This is a genomic window from Luteolibacter yonseiensis (assembly GCF_016595465.1).
In the GTDB taxonomy this organism is placed as follows: Bacteria; Verrucomicrobiota; Verrucomicrobiia; order Verrucomicrobiales; family Akkermansiaceae; genus Luteolibacter; species Luteolibacter yonseiensis.
The window spans coordinates 731,602-748,430 of the sequence record NZ_JAENIK010000004.1 but is presented as its reverse complement, the minus strand read 5'-3'; the positions used below and the strand labels follow the sequence as shown (position 1 = coordinate 748,430).

General features: G+C 59.6%; 9 protein-coding genes and 1 tRNA gene. 2 read left to right on the top strand and 8 right to left on the bottom strand.

The features are described 5' to 3' along the window. Positions 1-20: 20 nt before the first annotated feature. Together JIN84_RS04720 and priA are read right to left on the bottom strand one after the other, a co-directional pair. Entirely contained in the window at positions 21-1,133 is a 1,113-nt protein-coding gene (locus tag JIN84_RS04720; protein WP_200349853.1) for an AAA family ATPase, read from the bottom strand. Between the two features lie 6 nt (positions 1,134-1,139). Then, entirely contained in the window at positions 1,140-3,407 is a 2,268-nt protein-coding gene (gene priA / locus JIN84_RS04715; protein WP_200349852.1) for a replication restart helicase PriA, read from the bottom strand. Positions 3,408-3,525: 118 nt separating this feature from the next. On the opposite strand from priA, the gene JIN84_RS04710 reads away from it, so the two are divergent. Beyond that, positions 3,526-3,990 (top strand): hypothetical protein, encoded by a 465-nt coding sequence (locus JIN84_RS04710; RefSeq protein ID WP_200349851.1) that lies wholly within the window; start codon positions 3,526-3,528, stop codon positions 3,988-3,990. Positions 3,991-4,011: 21 nt separating this feature from the next. On the opposite strand, the gene JIN84_RS04705 is transcribed toward JIN84_RS04710, so the two are convergent. Then, positions 4,012-4,647, bottom strand: coding sequence for a DUF4230 domain-containing protein (locus JIN84_RS04705; protein ID WP_200349850.1), 636 nt, complete (start codon positions 4,645-4,647; stop codon positions 4,012-4,014). A gap of 148 nt (positions 4,648-4,795) precedes the next feature. Here JIN84_RS04705 and JIN84_RS04700 point away from each other — a divergent pair. Further along, a tRNA-Arg gene (locus JIN84_RS04700) sits at positions 4,796-4,872 on the top strand. An 87-nt stretch (positions 4,873-4,959) separates the two neighbouring features. Here JIN84_RS04700 and JIN84_RS04695 read toward each other — a convergent pair. The 5 genes from JIN84_RS04695 to JIN84_RS04675 all read right to left on the bottom strand — a co-directional run bounded on the left by JIN84_RS04695 (position 4,960) and on the right by JIN84_RS04675 (position 16,505). Then, complete coding sequence (locus JIN84_RS04695; RefSeq protein ID WP_200349849.1) at positions 4,960-5,235, bottom strand: suppressor of fused domain protein; 276 nt, start codon at positions 5,233-5,235, stop codon at positions 4,960-4,962. Positions 5,236-5,253: 18 nt separating this feature from the next. After that, positions 5,254-5,943: a hypothetical protein gene (locus tag JIN84_RS04690; protein ID WP_200349848.1), complete on the bottom strand. Its 690-nt coding sequence runs from the start codon at positions 5,941-5,943 to the stop codon at positions 5,254-5,256. Then, complete coding sequence (locus JIN84_RS04685; RefSeq protein ID WP_200349847.1) at positions 5,940-7,640, bottom strand: RHS repeat domain-containing protein; 1,701 nt, start codon at positions 7,638-7,640, stop codon at positions 5,940-5,942. Before JIN84_RS04685 ends, JIN84_RS04690 begins: the two co-directional genes overlap by 4 nt. Positions 7,641-7,959: 319 nt before the next feature. Then, complete coding sequence (locus JIN84_RS04680; protein WP_200349846.1) at positions 7,960-8,304, bottom strand: hypothetical protein; 345 nt, start codon at positions 8,302-8,304, stop codon at positions 7,960-7,962. Positions 8,305-8,306: 2 nt separating this feature from the next. Further along, on the bottom strand, positions 8,307-16,505 hold the full coding sequence (locus JIN84_RS04675; protein WP_200349845.1) for an RHS repeat domain-containing protein: 8,199 nt from the start codon (positions 16,503-16,505) through the stop codon (positions 8,307-8,309). Positions 16,506-16,829 lie beyond the last annotated feature (324 nt).

Sequence of the window (16,829 nt, the reverse complement as noted above, 5' to 3'; positions counted from 1 at the left end):
ATGGAACCAGCCGGGATCCTTCACCCACCGAAGGTCCAGACACGTTTCGCACCGGCTTCATCCGCAGGACGGGTCTCACCCTCGTAGCTGACCAGCTCGACCACCCGAGCCTCCCTGCGTTCCGCGATTTCCCGGGCGAGCGCTTGTGAATGGGTGACGATGAGAAGCTGGGTGGATACCGGTGTGCGGGAAATGAGATCGGCCAGCGGAGCGATGAGATCCGCATGGAGGCTCGTTTCCGGCTCGTTGAGAATGAGGAGTGGCGGAAGTTTTTCCGTTAGAAATGCGGCACAAAGACAGAAAAACCGCAGGGTACCATCCGAGAGTTCGCTCGCTTGGAAACCGCGTTTGAGCTCCGGCTTGATGATCTGGAGCTGGAACCGTCCTTCCGCATCCACCGCCTCCCAACCGATTCCGGGAAAGGCTTGGTCGACGATTTCATCCAGCTCCGCTCCCTTTCCGGACTCTCGGATGGTCTGCAAGGTGGCGGCCAGATTCGCTCCGTCGTGGGTTAGTACGGGCGACCAGAAACCGACACGCGGACGACGCATCGGTGAATCCGCATCGCTGCGGAACTGATGATAGAACCGCCATGCGAGGAAAGTTTCGCGGGCCGCCGCCAGCGCGGGGAAACGGTTCGCGTCACGCACTTCGGAAAGCATGGACTCGGGGAAAAACAACGGTAGCGGCGAGGTTTCCATCTTCCCCTCCGGATTCCGCAATTCGATGACCGGCCCCTTCCGATGTGCCATGACACGGCTCCTGGATGCGGAAAATCGCAGGGTCTCGGACTTCACATCAGGATCGGTCCGGAATCTGGTTGGATCGCCCGGAGTGGTGGGAATCAGGCCGCAGTCGATCTCATATTCGAAATCCGTGTCCGCGAGATTCCACAGGATGCGGAGAGCCTCATCCTTGCGCCGCCTGCCCGCCCACAGCATCCCGGGCATCCCCCCTTCATCCGCGATGGCTTCGGCAAACCGCCCGTCCGCCATGCGCTGGATCATGGCCAAGGCGCGATAGAGGTTCGATTTTCCCACGCCGTTCTGCCCGGTCACGACAGTCACACCGCCGAACCTCAGCCGGAAGTCACGGAGCGACCGGTAACCACGGATATGGATGCTTTCCAACATGGAGTTTCAGGAAAAATTCAGCGCATCCATGTCGAAGACGACGGTGACATCCTCCGGCAGGGTGGTTTTTGCCAGGATCTGCTGGACGTGCCGTGTGAGCGGACGGGCGCGGTGGGAACGCAGGGTGATCTGGAAGCGGAACTGCCCGTGGGAGCGGATGAGGGGCGAGGGCAGGACCTCCCCCAGTGTGATGCCGGGCGGCAGATCTTCCGCCAGGCGGAGATGCAGGGTCTGGAGCGTGAACTCAGCCCGGCGCTCATGGGTGGAGCGGCTGGTAAGGACCGCGCAGTGGGCGTAGGGCGGAAAGGAGAACTGGCGGCGGAATTCCATTTCCTGTTCGGAATAACCATCGAAGTCATGCTTGCGGGCGAACTGGATGGAGGGGGAGTGCGGGGTGAAGGTTTGCACGATCACCTCGCCCTCGAGATCCCCCCGCCCCGCCCGCCCCGCGACCTGGGTGATGAGCTGGAAGGTGCGCTCACCGGCACGGAAATCCGGAACATGCAGGCCGAGATCCGCATTCAATATGCCGACGAGGGTGACATTCGGAAAATGCAGTCCCTTGGCGATCATCTGTGTGCCGATCAGGATGTCGATCTTGTGGGCCTTGAAGGCCGCCAGGGTATCACGCAGGGCGTTCTTCCGGCGCATCGCGTCCGCATCGATGCGCGCGAACTTCGCTTGTGGAAAAACCTTCGCCATGACCTCCTCCACCTTCTGTGTGCCGTAGCCTTGAAGCAGGATCCCGGGGTCCCGGCACTCGGGGCATTTGCGCGGGACGATGGATTGATAGCCGCAGACATGACAGACGAGCCGCTCGTCCGTCCGGTGGTAGGTGAGCGCGACGGCACAATGCGGACACTGGCAGACATGGCCGCAGGCGGTGCACTGGAGCGATCTGGCGAAGCCGCGGCGGTTGAGGAAAAGGATCGATTGCTCGCCTTTTTCCAACCGTTGCTCGAGAGCGGTGCGGAGCTTGTCCGACAGGATGGCCGGACCACCCTTGTGCTTGGTCTGCTCCAGCCGCATGTCCACGACCCGGACGAGCGGCATGGATTGGCCGTCGGCACGCTGGTCGAGCCTGAGCAATTCGTATTTTCCAATGAGTGTGTTGTTCCAGGATTCCAACGACGGCGTGGCGGAACCCAATACGATGGCGCATGGCTCGAACGCCGCTCGCAGCACCGCCACATCGCGCCCATGATAACGCGGCACGTTTTCCTGCTTGTAGGTGTTTTCGTGCTCCTCATCCACCAGGATCAGTCCGAGTTCGGGCAGCGGCGCGAACACGGCGGACCGGGCGCCGATGACAATGCGCGCCCTCCCCTTGCGGATGCGGTGCCACTCGTCGAAACGCTCGCCTTGCGAAAGGTTCGAATGCAGCACCGCCACCTGATCCTGCATGGCCGCGAAACGGGACTTGAACCGGCGGACGGTCTGGGGGGTCAGCGAGATTTCCGGGACCAACACCAGCACGGTCTTTCCGAGGTCGAGGGCACGCCGCGCGGCCTGCAGGTAAACCTCGGTTTTACCCGAACCCGTGACGCCTAACAAGAGGATGGGCCGGGCCTTCTCCGGATCCGCGACGGCTGACAGGACGACATCCAGCGCGGCGGCCTGGCCGGCATTGAGGGAGAGCGGTTTGGATTCCAGGATTTCCTCGACATTGTCGGCATCCGGATCGCGGCGGATTTCCTCTGTTTCGAGCCGCAGCAGGCCCGCTTTCTCCATGGCTTTCAACGCGGCCGCGTTGCCATCCCCCAGATCGGCGACGGCCAACCGGAAACCCGGCGCATGGGCCAGCAACGAAAGGATGGCGAACTGGCGCGGAGCACGCTTTTCCAGCTTCGCCATCACCTCGGGCGGAGCGGCTCCATCCACCACCGCGACACGACGGGTCTTCGCCGAATTTTCCTCGGACCGGACCCCCTCCGGCAGGACCGAGCGGATGACGGACTCGATGCTGGAACCGTAATAACGGGCGATCCAGTCCGCGGTCCGCAGCAGGACGGGCGTGATGAGCGGCTCGGGGTCGATAAGCGACTCCAGCTCCCGCAGGGCGAAATCCGCCTGTTCGGGTTCGACGGTGGAAAGCACGGTGCCGGTCGCGGACTTCCGCCGCAGCGGGATGCGGACGCGGCAGCCCGGGCGCACGTCGAGACCCGCCGGAATGGCGTAGTCGAAGACGAGCTCCGAGGGTCCGTCTATCAGCACACGGGCGTTCACTGGGGTGAACTTGGAGTGGCGCGTGCGACGGGCCAAGATTGATTTCATGGATCAGAAAAAATGCCCTTCCAACTGTTCTTTAGAAAATGTTCTTGCGAACAGTTTTTGCTTGCGGATTTTGTAAAATCATCTCTCTTACATGAGGTATCAAACAGACCGTGCTCCCATGACCGATCCAGCCTCCGACTCGTCCGCCGTCGCCGAACGCACCACGGAATATCCGATTTACAAGCCAAACTCCCGTGGCACGGGCGGTGTCGTCCGCTTCGGGTTGAACGTGGCCAAGGCGTCGGTTTTTGTGGATGCGGCGAACCAGTCCGGCGAGAAGCAGTTCGACTGGGAAAACAAGATCACCATGAAATGGGGGCTGGCGGACATCGGCACCATCATCGCTGTGTTGCAAGGCCGCATGCCGCAGGCGAAGCTGTTCCACCAGTCCGAGCGGGCCAACAGCGCGTTCGAACTGACCCGCCAGGACAATCCCGATCGCGCGCCCTACCTGCTGGGCATTTCCCGCCAACACGCCGCTGACAAGTCCTTGAGGAAAATCACGCTTCCTCTGAGCCATGGCGAAGCCGCACTGCTGGAAACCCTTTTGCAAAGGGCCGTGGTGAGGTTGTCGCACTGGTGAACCTGCGGCGGCACCCCGTTGCTACGGCAGGGATTGCTCGATGGTGACATCCTGCGCGCCCATCAGGTCGCGCAGGCGGGTGCGGAGCGAGCTCTCCACCGTATTGAGCATGCCGCTCCTTTCCGCTTCCTCGCGCATCTGGTTCCGCAATTCCCTGAGAATCTGCGCCCGGTCCGTCGGCTGGATCTTGTTCAACCAGCCGCTGTCCTCACTCAGGACGTCATAATCGATGAGCTCCACGGACAGGATTTCCGGCTTGGGGAAATTCGCGACGGGCCTGCCGTTCACCATCCGCAGTGAAACACCGTCCTTGAGGCGGTAACCGCCCTTCACCTGATAGTGGCCGCGCACGATCAGCTTCTTTGTCCCGAGCGGGATGATGCCGGACAGCTCCGCGGATTTTTCGATCGTCCGGGTGGCGCTCATCCGCATGTCCAGCAGCGCGAGCTCCGAGATCTCGGCGGATTCGACAATCTCCGCACGTCCCTCCACCACACGGGTATCGGTGTTCGTGATCGCCCCCAGCACTTCCTTCAGCCCCCGCTCGATCCGGTGGGTGGTGGTGGAGAGCAACCTTTCCGCAGGCTTCACCACCAGAAGCCAAACCCCGCCAATGATGGCCGAGACGGTGATGATCCTCCGAAAAGTGCGCCACATCTCCACCCGATCTTGCATGGACGGACGCTACATCACGCAAGGATGGGCGTCCATGGGGGAGATTTTGCAAGAATGTCGATTTTTCCTGCCGAAAATCTTGACACCCGCCGAAAAAAACCGCTTCTTTCCGCCCCGCGCTTGGCGCAAGGCACCCGTAGCTCAGCTGGATAGAGCGTCTGACTACGAATCAGAAGGCCAGGGGTTCGAATCCCTTCGGGTGTACCACTCTCAAAACCCTGCAACTCACAAGGTTGCAGGGTTTTTTGTGTCGATCCACATTCATCGCACGGCGTCGAAAGAGAATTGAAGACCTCAGACAACACCCTCTCTTGCAGGCCCGGCGTAGTCAAAACCGGACGCATCGAACCGGGCCTCAAGGGCTTCCACACCCTCGGCATTTTTTAACTCAAGTTCCGATTGGGTGATCGGGATCAGCCAATAAAATTTCGCCGTCCCATCGGTGCATTCAAGGTTCTCAAGGTCTGGTCCGTCAAGATAGGGCAGCGAAATGAAGCGGAACAAGCATGAAGAGGAGCATGATCGCTTCCGCTGCCGACTGTTCTCGAAGAACCGGTCCGGCTTTGGCATGAAAACCGGGTGGTACGCTTACTGCGGGTGGTTGCCACTGATCATATCAATCTTCGGCAATTGGACAACCTTTAGTTTACTAGCGTTAATCTCAGCGGTTTCTCGCAACTTCTCTGGATGTTCCATTAATCTTCTGAGATTATTAGCCCACAACCGATGCCCGCCGCAACGAGCCAAAATGTTATCTGGCCAGACGGCGGCACTCGTTTCATACTTTGCTAATAAAGCATCTGATTGATCAAGCTCACCGAGCCAGGCAGCCGCCAATACTATACTTTCAAAAAGAGATACGGGATACTTGGCATCAAAATTTCCTATCTTCTGATAGCTATCAACAGCCTCGATCAAATTTCTCAGCCCCCACGAGCCTTCGAGTGGCAACAGAGACGCTTTTCTTAGATTTTCTGAGGCTTCCGAAAAATGTGCTTCGTGAAATTGTGCGGAGATTTTCTCCTCGGAACCCGATCTTGAGGAGAGAAGCCGCTGAGCCAGTGTCAAACTGACAACGGGGAAATCACGACAAAGGCAATGAACGTGAGTGGTTGGAACATATGATGCATTTCCAGAATTTCTTTCAAGGCAGATTCCTTGAAAAAAAGGTCCTACAAGCCTTCCGAGCCACATCGGCTGATAGATACCAAAGTTTTCAAACCTTGTCTTCCAGTCCGAGGTGATCAAGCGTTTCAGCGGTGCAGTTAAGGTGGTCATGGTCCAACTGGGATTACGGTGTTTACAGGCGAATTATCGATAATACGTTGAACTCGAGAAGGACTTAATGTGGGGTGCAGCGTGAATTTGTAATCCCACGCGGTGCTGGTAGCTGCCTCAAACACGTCCAAGCGAACACTTCCAGCGGTGCCGTAGTTAACCGCATTTCCGTTAAGGAACGAGACTTCTGTTTGTAGGCCCCGGCTGCCATACATGCTTTGGTATCGATCTAGTAATCGGGCAGCATAGTTGTGCTTTAAGGTGCCTTGAACAGGACCGCCTCCAGCCGCATGTAGTCCCTGCCTTTGGCCCCAAGCTTCAGCCCGGGTTGCGATGTCTTGAACGAGCTCCGCATTTGTACGCCCTGCCGTACTTGCGGCGTTACCCACCAGCCCCCTTACGGATGCGACAGGGGTAAAAAGTGTTGCGATCGCAAACGTCTCCCCACTGAAATCACGAATTCCGGCATCACCGGGCCCGAATCGGTTCGGATACAACGCCCTGCTGAAAGGATTGTCACCCAACAACCGATAATCCGCCGCGAATTTCGCGTTCGGCCCCACGATGGATCCCGCAGTATTGAGAGCGTCATAGACTTCCAGCTTGGCTTCGATGAAAATGGCTTGGGAGCTTTTCAGATCCAGCGATTTCAGAAGCTTATTCCGACTCTGCATCCGGAAACTGGCTTCACCTCGCCCTCTGGCAGGGCCCTTTTGATCGAGCTTGGAAACTGCTTCACCTATATTATCAATATCCTTTTTGAGCCGATCAAGCTCTGCCCGATCATCGTCGGCCTCCTTGCTATCATCTGGAATTCCCCACGCAGTCCGGAGTCCCAGCGGATCGACTTTCGTCCAAGGATTCTGATTCACATAGGTGTAGACGTTCGGCCCATCCACGAAGCCCAGCGGATCTCGCGAGATGAACGAGCCCGTCGTTAGATCGCGATAGCGGAAGCCTTCGTTGAGCAGGCCTGTGGGGTCTTCTTCCTTGGTGTTGGCTTTCTGTCGGTCGGGGTTGGGGGTCGGGGTTTCGGTGGTGCGGGTGCCGAAGCTTTCGTAGGTCGCCTGCCACGAGACGGTGCCCGCGCTGGTGGTTTTCGCCACGACGTCGCCACGGCTGTTGTAGGCGTTGAACGAGTTCGTCCCGCTGCGGATGGTGTAGAGGATGCCGCCGATGCCGCCGCCGTAGTCGCTGCCACGGATGTATTCGACATCGAGAGTGGCGCCGGTTTTTTCGAGGACCGAGGTGCCGCCGCTGAAGGAGATGGTGGTGTTCGCGCCTCCGGCCGCCGATTCGTCGCGGATGACCCGGCGGACGCGGTAGTCGTAACCGTAGCCGTAGGTCTTCGCGGGGCTGGCCTGGGTGAGGGAGGTCAGGCGGTTCCGGCTGTCCCAGCCGTAGCTTTCCTTGAGCGAGCCGCCGACCCATCTGCCCTCGCGGTTGCCGGCGGCGTCGTAGGTGTAGGTGGTGGTTAGGCCGCTTTTGGTGACGGCCTGCGCGGCGCTCAGGGTGTCCGCCTTTTCGGTAAGCAGGCGGTTCTGGCGGTCGTAGGTGTGGAGGTGATCCGAACCGGCGGAGGCTTCACGGGTCACGCGGTCCAGCGAAGGACTGCAAACCTGCCCGCCGGTCGCCACAGACAATCCCAACAGCAGGAAAATCGTCAGTCTCAGGAAAATGGAACGGATTTGTGACAAACAGGCACCTTTTCTCAAATCACCCCTTGCTGGCAAAGTCCGAATTTTCAAATTTCACCTCATCCCCGGACAGGTCGCGCTTCTCATTGTTACGGCATCCTCCGCATGGCCGAAAGACGCCGGGTATGCGGACTCCGGTTGGCAGGACAGCTCATGGAATGGGTGGACCTTGAGTTGAAGCGTCAGGATTGATAGGATGGAAGCCAAGCCGCCTTCGCCGCGGACCGTTTCCGAAGAAGCCCGTCCGGCTTTGGCATGAAACCGGGTGGCATGCTCACTGCGGGTGTTTGCCACATATATTGGCGCTACGAATCGGGAACTACGGCAGGGGCAGTTCGCCCTTTTTCCACTGCTGAATAACCATTTTTGCATTAAAGCCTATTGGTCCCGGTTTTCTAGCCAAGGGCTCTAATGCGCCAAGCGCCTTCCCTTCATCGGATGCTAGCAAGTGCGTTGCAGACCAGCACACGACTGCTTCATCTGCATCCTCTGTCAGCTCGCGCAAAGCCGCTGTGCCAGCCTCTCCAAAGGATCTCATCACAGGAACTAGAGCGACAAGTTCGTCGTGGCTTCGGTTCGCGGCTTTATAATCCCCTGTCATGGTTGCTTTACCATGTGCTGTGGCGTGCATTCGATATGCAATTTTAATTTCGTCAATTGTCATGGTCATGGATTTCCTCCAAATTGCTGCATGATGTTTCGTCCGAACTCAGCCTGAGACTCGAATGATTGAGGGGCAAGCCATTGGCGCACCGTTTGGCCACCAGTAAAAGGCTGCTTGGATGAATAGAATCCGCTGATTTGATTATGAATGGTCCCCGGGCCGTGCGGTAGCCTTACGAGATTTTCGGTGTTGTGAATGGCTTCCGCTCCGAATCGTTCCACATTGCCGGGCGTTTGCTCTACGATGTGGTGCCAAGCCTGCCCTTCGCCCGCGACCCCTTCAGCACGTTTGAAAGCGGAGAATGAACGGTAACCAGTTCCAGCCTCCGCTACTGTATTTGCGGCATCTACGACTCCTTCTGCTACGATATTCCTCGCGGAAGACGCAACCGGACCTTTGCCCGCCAACGCCTTACCCATGGCTCCGCCAGCGAGAATTTCGCCCGCGAACTCGACGGGATTGTTGACGGCATGATCCACCAAACCTGTTGTCATCTGCTTGGCGGTTTTCACGAATCCTTGCTGTTGGATCGAGTCCTTAACATCTCCGGTACTTGCAGGGCCGGAGATCATTGCCGTTCCAGCCGAGCCCACACCCAACGCAAACTGGGCAACCTCCCGAACCCCATGCGGTGCGTCTCTTTTCAATGTCTCTCGGCTCTCGGCAAAACCTTGTTGCAAGCCACGACCGGCTTCACGAAGACTGCTGTCCGACCGGAAAGGATTGAGACTTTCCCCCACCGCCATAGCGATGGCTCCCAGCCGGGGAAGAATGGGCTGGTTCTCATCATGGGCCATGTCTTTCCATTTCTTTTCGTTCGCGGACTCCAATCCCTCTGGATCAAACATCGTCCAAGGATTCTGCCTCACATACGTGTAGACGTTCGGGCCGTCCACGAAGCCGAGGGGGTCGCGCGAGATGAACGAGCCCGTCGTCAGATCGCGGTAGCGGAAGCCTTCGTTGAGCAGGCCGGTGGGGTCCTCTTCCTTGGTGTTGGCTTTCTGGCGGTCGGGGTTGGCGGTCGGGGTTTCGGTGGTGCGGGTGCCGAAGCTTTCGTAGGTCGCCTGCCACGAGACGGTGCCCGCGCTGGTGGTTTTCGCGACGACGTCGCCCCGGCTGTTGTAGGCGTTGAACGAGTTCGTCCCGCTGCGGATGGTGTAGAGGATGCCGCCGTAGTCGCTGCCACGGATGTATTCGACATCGAGGGTGGCGCCGGTTTTTTCGAGGACCGAGGTGCCGCCGCTGAAGGAGATGGTGGTGTTCGCGCCTCCGGCCGCCGATTCGTCGCGGATGACCCGGCGGGCGCGGTAGTCGTAACCGTAGCCGTAGGTCTTGGCGGGGCTGGCCTGGGTGAGGGAGGTCAGGCGGTTCCGGCTGTCCCAGCCGTAGCTTTCCTTGAGCGAGCCGCCGACCCATCTGCCCTCGCGGTTTCCGGCGGCGTCGTAGGTGTAGGTGGTGGTCTGGCCGTTCTTGGTGTGGCTGTGGAGCTGGTTGCTGTTCTTGCCGTTGGCCGCGTCTCCGTAGACGGAGGTCTCGGTGACGTCGGAGATCTGGGTGGCTCCCTGGGTTTCCCTGACGTTCTTGGTAAGCCGGCTGTCCCCCTTGTTGTAGGTGTAGGTGGTGAGGACGGACTTGGTGACGGCCTGCGCGGTATTGAGGGTGTCCGCCTTTTCGGTAAGCAGGCGGTTCTGACGGTCGTAGGTGTTGGTGAGGTTTCGGTTCGGGATGGTGGTCGAGCTGTAGGTCTCGCCGATGGTGAGGAGGTTGCCTACACGGTCGTAGGTGTAGAGGAAGTTGGAGATCGGCGTGGCCCCCTTCATCGTGCTCTGGGAGGTCCGGCGGCCGAGGGGGTCGTAGGTGTTGGATTCCTTCGTGCCGTTCGCCTGGGTTTTGGCGAGGACGTTGCCGGCGAGGTCGTATTCGTAGCCGGTCTGGCGCACGCCCGAAACACCGGTGATCTGCTCGTCGATGGTGGTGACGCGGTTCTGGTTGTCGTAGGCGGTGACGAGTTTCCGGCCGGTGGAATATTGCACGAGGGTGCGGTTTCCGGCGCGGTCGTAACCGTAGTCGTGATTGGAACCGGCGGAGGTTTCGCGGGTCACGCGGTCCAGCGCGTCGTGGATGTAGGTGACGTTGCGCGGGTCGGCCGGACTGGTGCGGTTCACCGTGAGCAGGCGTCCGGCGTGGTCGTAGGTGCGGGTCTCGTTGTCGTCGGGGATCTGGGCGCAGGTGCTGCCGGTGGGCAGCAGGCGGGCGTTGTAGCTGTACTCGGTCCTGTTTGCCCGGGGATCGACGCTGGCGGTTTTGACCAGCGCGTCGTATTCGGAAGAATCGACCTTGCGGCGTGTGGTGTCGTTGGAGTCCCAGACGGTGGCGATGAGGCGGTTTTTTCCGTCGTATTCGAACGAGGTGACCTGGCCGAGGCCGTCGGTCACGGTGGTCTTGTTCCCCACCTTGTCCCAGGCGAAGGTGACGGTCTGGTCGTTGGCGTGGGTGCTGGTAGTGGCGGGGACGACGGGGTTGGTCTTGGTGGTGGTGACGCGGTTGAGCGGATCGTAGGTGTTGACGGTGGCCGATCCGTTGGCGTCGCTGACCTTGATGGGGTTGCCCGCCAGGTCGTAGCCGGTGATGGTGACGGGGGTGATCTCCTGGGAGGTGGCGGCGTCCCAGCAGGCCGGTAAGGCCACCTGGATGGCGCGGTCCGCGGCGTCGTAGGTGGTGACGGTGGAGTGGCCGCGCGGGTTGGTGGTTTTCACCGGATTGCCCGACTTGTCGTAGGCGGTGGTGCTGATGGAGGGCCGGTTGTCCTGCTGGCTGTCCGCATCGTAAACGGCGGGGGCGATGGTCTGGATCAGGCGGTCCCGAGCATCGTGGACGAACCAAGTGCTTATGTTGCGGGCGTCCACCGTTTCGATCACCGCGCCGGACGGGCTGTAGACCGTGGTGGTCTCGGGACGCACGAGGGTGGCGGTCCCGTCGAGCGGGACTGAGGGGGCGATGGTTTTCACCAGCCGTCCCGCGCGGTCGTACTCCAGGTCGGTGACGGCGGTGTCCGTGGCGGTCAACCTGCGGGTGGTCTGCCTCACCAGACCGGTGGCGGTGCGGGCGGTGGCGGTTTGCGAGTCTCCGCCTGTATCGTAAACAGTGACAGTGGTGGGACGGTAGAGGTCGTCGTAAAGGGTGTGGGTGTGGCGTTGGTCGCCCCATGTGCCGGCGACGGACGTGCCGTCCGCCGTGACGGGCCGGCGTTTCTCATAAACGTGGTCGATGCCGCCGCTGACGGAGTCGTAGGTGTTTTCCGTGACAGCATAGCGCTCGGGAGACAGCGAGTATTGGACGCGGCTTTCCTTGAGGCGGTAGAGCTCGTCGTAAACGAAGAGGCTGGCGTAGCCGCGCGGGTCCACGATCTTCGTCGGCTTGAAGCCGGAGACATCGAAGCTCGTCGCGCCAGCATTGGGTCCGTCGTAGAACAGACGGGTGACCTGGTTGGCGGCGCTGTCGTCCGGGGCCACGCCGACCGGCCACGTCGGCCCGGGAGTGATTTTTTTCTTCGGCCGCTGCAGGTGGTCGTACTCGGTGACCGAAACATACCCGCGCGGGTCCTTGACCTGCTCCAGCGAGTCAACCTGATTGTAGACCATCTCCGTGATGATATCCACGCCGGGATTGATGCCGGTGAGTCCGGTGGGAGTCTGCGCCAGGTTGCCGTTCATGTCGCGGATGGTCTTGGTCAACCGCCCGCGCGCGTCGTAAACGTAGCCCGAGGCGATGCCACGTTCGTCGTATTCGAGGACCTTTTTTCCCCTGATGTCGTAGATGATCTTCTTCTCCGTGCCGTCCGGATGGGTCACGCCGGTGAGGCGGTTCCGCACGTCGTAGCGGAACCAGGTGGTGGAGCCGGAGGGATTGGTCTCGGAGAGCTTGTTGCCGTTCCGGTCGTAGGTGAACGAGGTGACGAGGTCGCCGGCATCGATGGTGTTGCTGCCGTTCATGTCCGTCGCCTGGCGGCTGACGCGGCCTTGCGCGTCCGGCTCGTAAAGCTGTGTCAGCGGCTGGACCCAGGAGGGGTCCGAGGAAGAGGCGAACACGCCGGTGTTTTTCACCGTGCGGCGGATGACGAATCCGGGGAACCCCGTGGCGGTGGAGACCGTTTCAGATGTGTTTGTGTGGTAGGCGATCTCCGTTTCGGAAAGGGTGTTTCCGCCGTGGGTGGTCAGTTCACGGGTCGTCCGGCCCATGTCATCCACTCCGTAATCCGTGATGTGGTTGTTGTGGTCGTGCGTCTGCTCGAGCATTCCTTTCTGCCCATAGACAAACTTCTTCCTGCGCAGGAGCGCGTCGGTCTGCGAGGTGGGCTTCGAACTGTAGAGCGTGCCGAGGCCTCCGTCCTTGGGGGAGAAAGCAAGCGGTGGCGCGCCAGGGACAAAGCTCTCGCCGTAGCCGAAACGGGTCTCGTTCCCGCTGAAGTCCTTGACCGACTTCACGGCGCATCCCGCAAGATGGTCGAATGTGAATGTCTCGGAGCCTCCCTCATCATGCAGGATCGCCATCTTCGTGTAAAAGGTGTGGAGCGACGCCGTTCCGGTGGCGTTGACATTATGGGTTGTGCCCGTGCTTTGCGGAGTCTTGTTGATGAGCCGATCAATCCCCCCGACCGGCATCCGCTGCTCGTAACCAAGTTGGAGTTGATTGATTTGCGCGGAAACGCACTCCGACCAATAGTAGGTGCGCCGATGGTTCCCGGCATCCAGCACCGTCGTGTGTTTCGAGGAATCCGGCAGGACCGTGCCACCGGGTGCTGCGGCGATTGAGGAAGAATTGCCGATCCGGACGACGCCACCATTGGGAAGGTCGATCCTGGAAACATCCGGAGGATAGCCGGCGGCGGGATAGATCGACGTGGATTTCCCCTGGTCTGACAGAACGCCCGCCGCTATCCCTGCGAAGCGGCTCGTCGCCTCCACCAGGTGGCTCCGGTCCGGCGTGTAGGTGAACTCCACGGTATTGTCCATGGCGTCCGTGATGGAAAACACGTCCAGATGCTGGGTCCCTTCCTCATATTGAAACGGTCCCGCGGAGCCTGTCGCCCAGCTCAGCAGCGATGCGCCTTCCGCATTGGTGACGTTCTTTTTCGGGTCAGGCTCATACCAGCGTTTGTATCCATATTTGGCGATCCTGTTCCCGCCGGCCTTCACCTCCGAGAGCGCGCCACATGAGGTGAGATAGTCGTACGTGGTCTCGTTTCCGTTAGGATCAAAAACCGACTTCACCTTTCCATTCTCCGCCTTGATGTGGATGGCGAGATCGGGACGGTCCGCCGCGGAGATGCTCGCGGAGATACTCGTGGGGATGATATCCTTTCCTCCTTCGTAATTGTAGTTCAGGCAGGTTCCTGTCCGATCCGTGACGGAGAGCAGCCGCAGGTAGCGATAGTCCTGCAACTGGCCACTGCCCCTGGCACCCCGGGTGCCATTCTTGCTCGGAGTGCCCCCTCCTTCTTCCGGGGTGTCCAGCGCAAGAGAACCACCCGAACCCAGGCCGTTGACGAAGGTCCGCACGCGTTCGGTGTAAAAGCGGATGCAGTCCTGGAAAACCAGGGTGTTGCCATGACGTTTTTTGAAAACCAGCTTCCCTTCCTCCTCCTCCAAGGACATCTCATGGGAATCCTTCTCATTCGCCGAGGTGGGAGCCGGAACATAGTATCTGAACGATGTGCCGGTGGCGCCCCAGTTGTAACCGATCACGAAGCGGTGGGTGGCCCCGTTTTCATCCGTCACGAACGCGTAGTTCGGATCGGGTTGGGAAAGCCCACGCATCTTGCGCTCCGATACCGGTACCTGTGCGACGAGAGGACCCAGCGTGCCGGGATCGGGCTTCACCTCGAGGTCCTCGGGCGGAAGCGCGACCTGCTCGACGATCCTGATGTTGGCGGATAAATTCGAACGCCACGCCGGACCGAAGCCCAGCGTCGGATCCTCCCTCGGAAGCAGGTCCGAGGTGGGATTCCAGATCTCCGATGTCACGTTTCTCCTTACCGTCAGGGCCAGGTCGCTGCCGGGGACAGGGACATACACATCCGTGGTGGAGTGGTGGAGCTCGCGGCTGAGCGCGTCCACATAGGTCTCCTCATCCTCCTCGTCGCTCTCGTTTTCGTTCTGAGGCTTCTCGTCGGATATCGGACGGCCGTTGAGGGCGATTTTGCGGTACTTCGGCCCCGAGCTCTCCTCGATGGCCATGGTGCTTGACAGGGACTGTTCGCCGTATTCGAAGGAAGGGTCTTCGTCTTCCGAGCTGCCGATGACCGCCACGTCGAATTTCTTTTCGACGATGGTTGTGCCGTCCCAAGTGAGAAATTTCAACGTGATCGTGCTCTCCCCATCGTTGCCATTGGCATTCATGATTTTAACTCCAGGACGTAATGAAAAGTCGCATTCATCTGAATTTGAGCTGGGCATTTTATCCCACCTTTGTATATCGTTCTTGGTCGAATCCGGGCCGATCAGACAAACCCATACATTAGGGTTGCTTGAGCTGATTTCCCAGCGCGGTGGACTCTCAAAGACGGAATCGACACTCATACTGTAGAGTACTTCAGCATTAAGCTTCTTGGGAGTCACAGGATCGATCTTGACCAGATTGTTTTCAAGTTCATCCCAGCTGAGACCACTGTCACCGGGGTCAGGGGTGCCAGGTCCGCTGCTGATGAACGGTCCGATGGTTGCACCGATCCATCCAGTTGACCTTCCGGATTTGGCGATATTTATGCCAATGGTCGTCCCCGCGTCCGTCAAATCGATCACTTGCGAAGGATTGACTCCATGATCAAAACCATACACCCCGGCGTAATCTTTCCAGTGATATGCAAGGTTTGTTTTCAGGGTGTAACCTTCCGGCTGCTTTCCGGTCAGTATCATGCTGACACTCCCAGCGCTATCATACACCCCATCGTCATCGTCGATGTGGTATGCAGCCGCACCGAATTCCATCACGACCGTATTCAGTGATTCCTTGAAAATATCCGGACGATTTTCAGTCGATGTGGAAACCACATTGCCATTTTCATCATACTCCGGAGTCTTGATGACCCTATGGATTCCGCCATGCCTCCATTCGACCACAGCGCTAGCTTCTCCTGAGGAAGGCTCACCTTCCGTTGGCGTATATGTCCATCTGGTTTCCACCGTCGCATCGTAATCGATATATTTGAGAATCGATTCCACAGGCCCGGCTCCGCCGGGAGGATCTATCGGAGGTTTCTGAACCACGGGCTCCCTGCCTGTGGCATGGCTGTATGTCGGAGGGGAGTAGTTCCACCCTCCCTCGCCTTCCACGTAGGTATAGGTGGGACCGGCCACGTTCGCCGGAAGCCAGACGGTCTGGGTTCCCTGGCTGGTATGGAGGGAGACCCGGATGACGTCGCCCTCGGGCGAAAGATAGTCGCCGGCGGAAACCTCGCCGGAGGTGTTGGTGGTGCGGTCCGTGTCGGTGATCCCACCGGGGAAACCGCCGTCACCGCTCAGCCGGGTGAACTGGAGGTGGACCCCGGACTGCGGGGTGCCGTCGGGCGCGGTCACCTTCACCAGCAGGTTCCCAGCCACCTGCAGCCGGCGCATGTTGCCGCTGTTGAGGACCTGCACCTGATCGGTCACGGTATCGAAATGAAGGGAAAACACGGCCTTCAACTGTCCGATCGTCGCGATGGCGCGGTTGTCGTCGTCCGACGTGCTGGAGGTCCAGGGAAAATAGTTGGCGCTGTCGGCTGGATCCTTGGTCATGTTCGCCAGCAGCTGGGCGTTCAGCCAGGCGGGGTCATGGGCGTTGAGCCTGCGGTAGAAGGGATCCGCGATCGCCTTGAGCTGGCCGACCTGCAATGGTGAATACTGGTCTTTCGCCTCCTCCGTTCCGGCGGCGGGGACAGTCCAACTGGGGATGATCTTCCCGCTGCCCACGAGGTCGGACTCGATCTGGTCCGCCACCACGGGCGCATGGATCCGCAACGCCTCGATCGCGCGCTTCGCGACGAACTTCGCCTGGCCGATGTTGACCGGTCCGTAATTGTTCGGATCGGTCACCGACGTGTCGATGACCTTTTTGCCAGCGGAATCCGCCGCACTCCACCATGAGGGCGGCAGCGCGGAGACATTCATCGAGGTGATCAGAACCACCGTGACGATGAACTGCAGGAACCAGGATCTCAGCATTGATTTTTCACCAAACATAGTTGAAGAATGTTATTTTTTACCGGCCGATCCGATCAGCTGCGGCAGTCAGATCGTGACGGGAGGGACGACGGTCACAGGATCTGGGGAAGGATTTCACAATCCCGGGATCGGAGGGAGAAAAAACCTGCGCCCGATGCATCGGGCCGGCGGGTGATCCCAACTCCCCCAGTGGCGATCACTCAGTTCGCGTATGCTCCCATGGAAATGCTCCCTTGGCGGAGGGTGCACGGGATACGGGTTCCGGAAGGTTGGCGAAAAAGACATGGCTTGCCCGACTTCTAACATCCGTCACAGAACAGGAAG

What these genes read in the sequence shown, in the direction of transcription:
- JIN84_RS04675 (WP_200349845.1), bottom strand. Translation starts at nt 16,505, where the DNA reads ATGCTGAGATCCTGGTTCCTGCAGTTCATCGTCACGGTGGTTCTGATC.
- JIN84_RS04720 (WP_200349853.1), bottom strand. Translation starts at nt 1,133, where the DNA reads ATGTTGGAAAGCATCCATATCCGTGGTTACCGGTCGCTCCGTGACTTC.
- JIN84_RS04690 (WP_200349848.1), bottom strand. Translation starts at nt 5,943, where the DNA reads ATGACCACCTTAACTGCACCGCTGAAACGCTTGATCACCTCGGACTGG.
- JIN84_RS04705 (WP_200349850.1), bottom strand. Translation starts at nt 4,647, where the DNA reads ATGTGGCGCACTTTTCGGAGGATCATCACCGTCTCGGCCATCATTGGC.
- priA (WP_200349852.1), bottom strand. Translation starts at nt 3,407, where the DNA reads ATGAAATCAATCTTGGCCCGTCGCACGCGCCACTCCAAGTTCACCCCA.
- JIN84_RS04695 (WP_200349849.1), bottom strand. Translation starts at nt 5,235, where the DNA reads ATGCCAAAGCCGGACCGGTTCTTCGAGAACAGTCGGCAGCGGAAGCGA.
- JIN84_RS04710 (WP_200349851.1), top strand. Translation starts at nt 3,526, where the DNA reads ATGACCGATCCAGCCTCCGACTCGTCCGCCGTCGCCGAACGCACCACG.
- JIN84_RS04680 (WP_200349846.1), bottom strand. Translation starts at nt 8,304, where the DNA reads ATGACAATTGACGAAATTAAAATTGCATATCGAATGCACGCCACAGCA.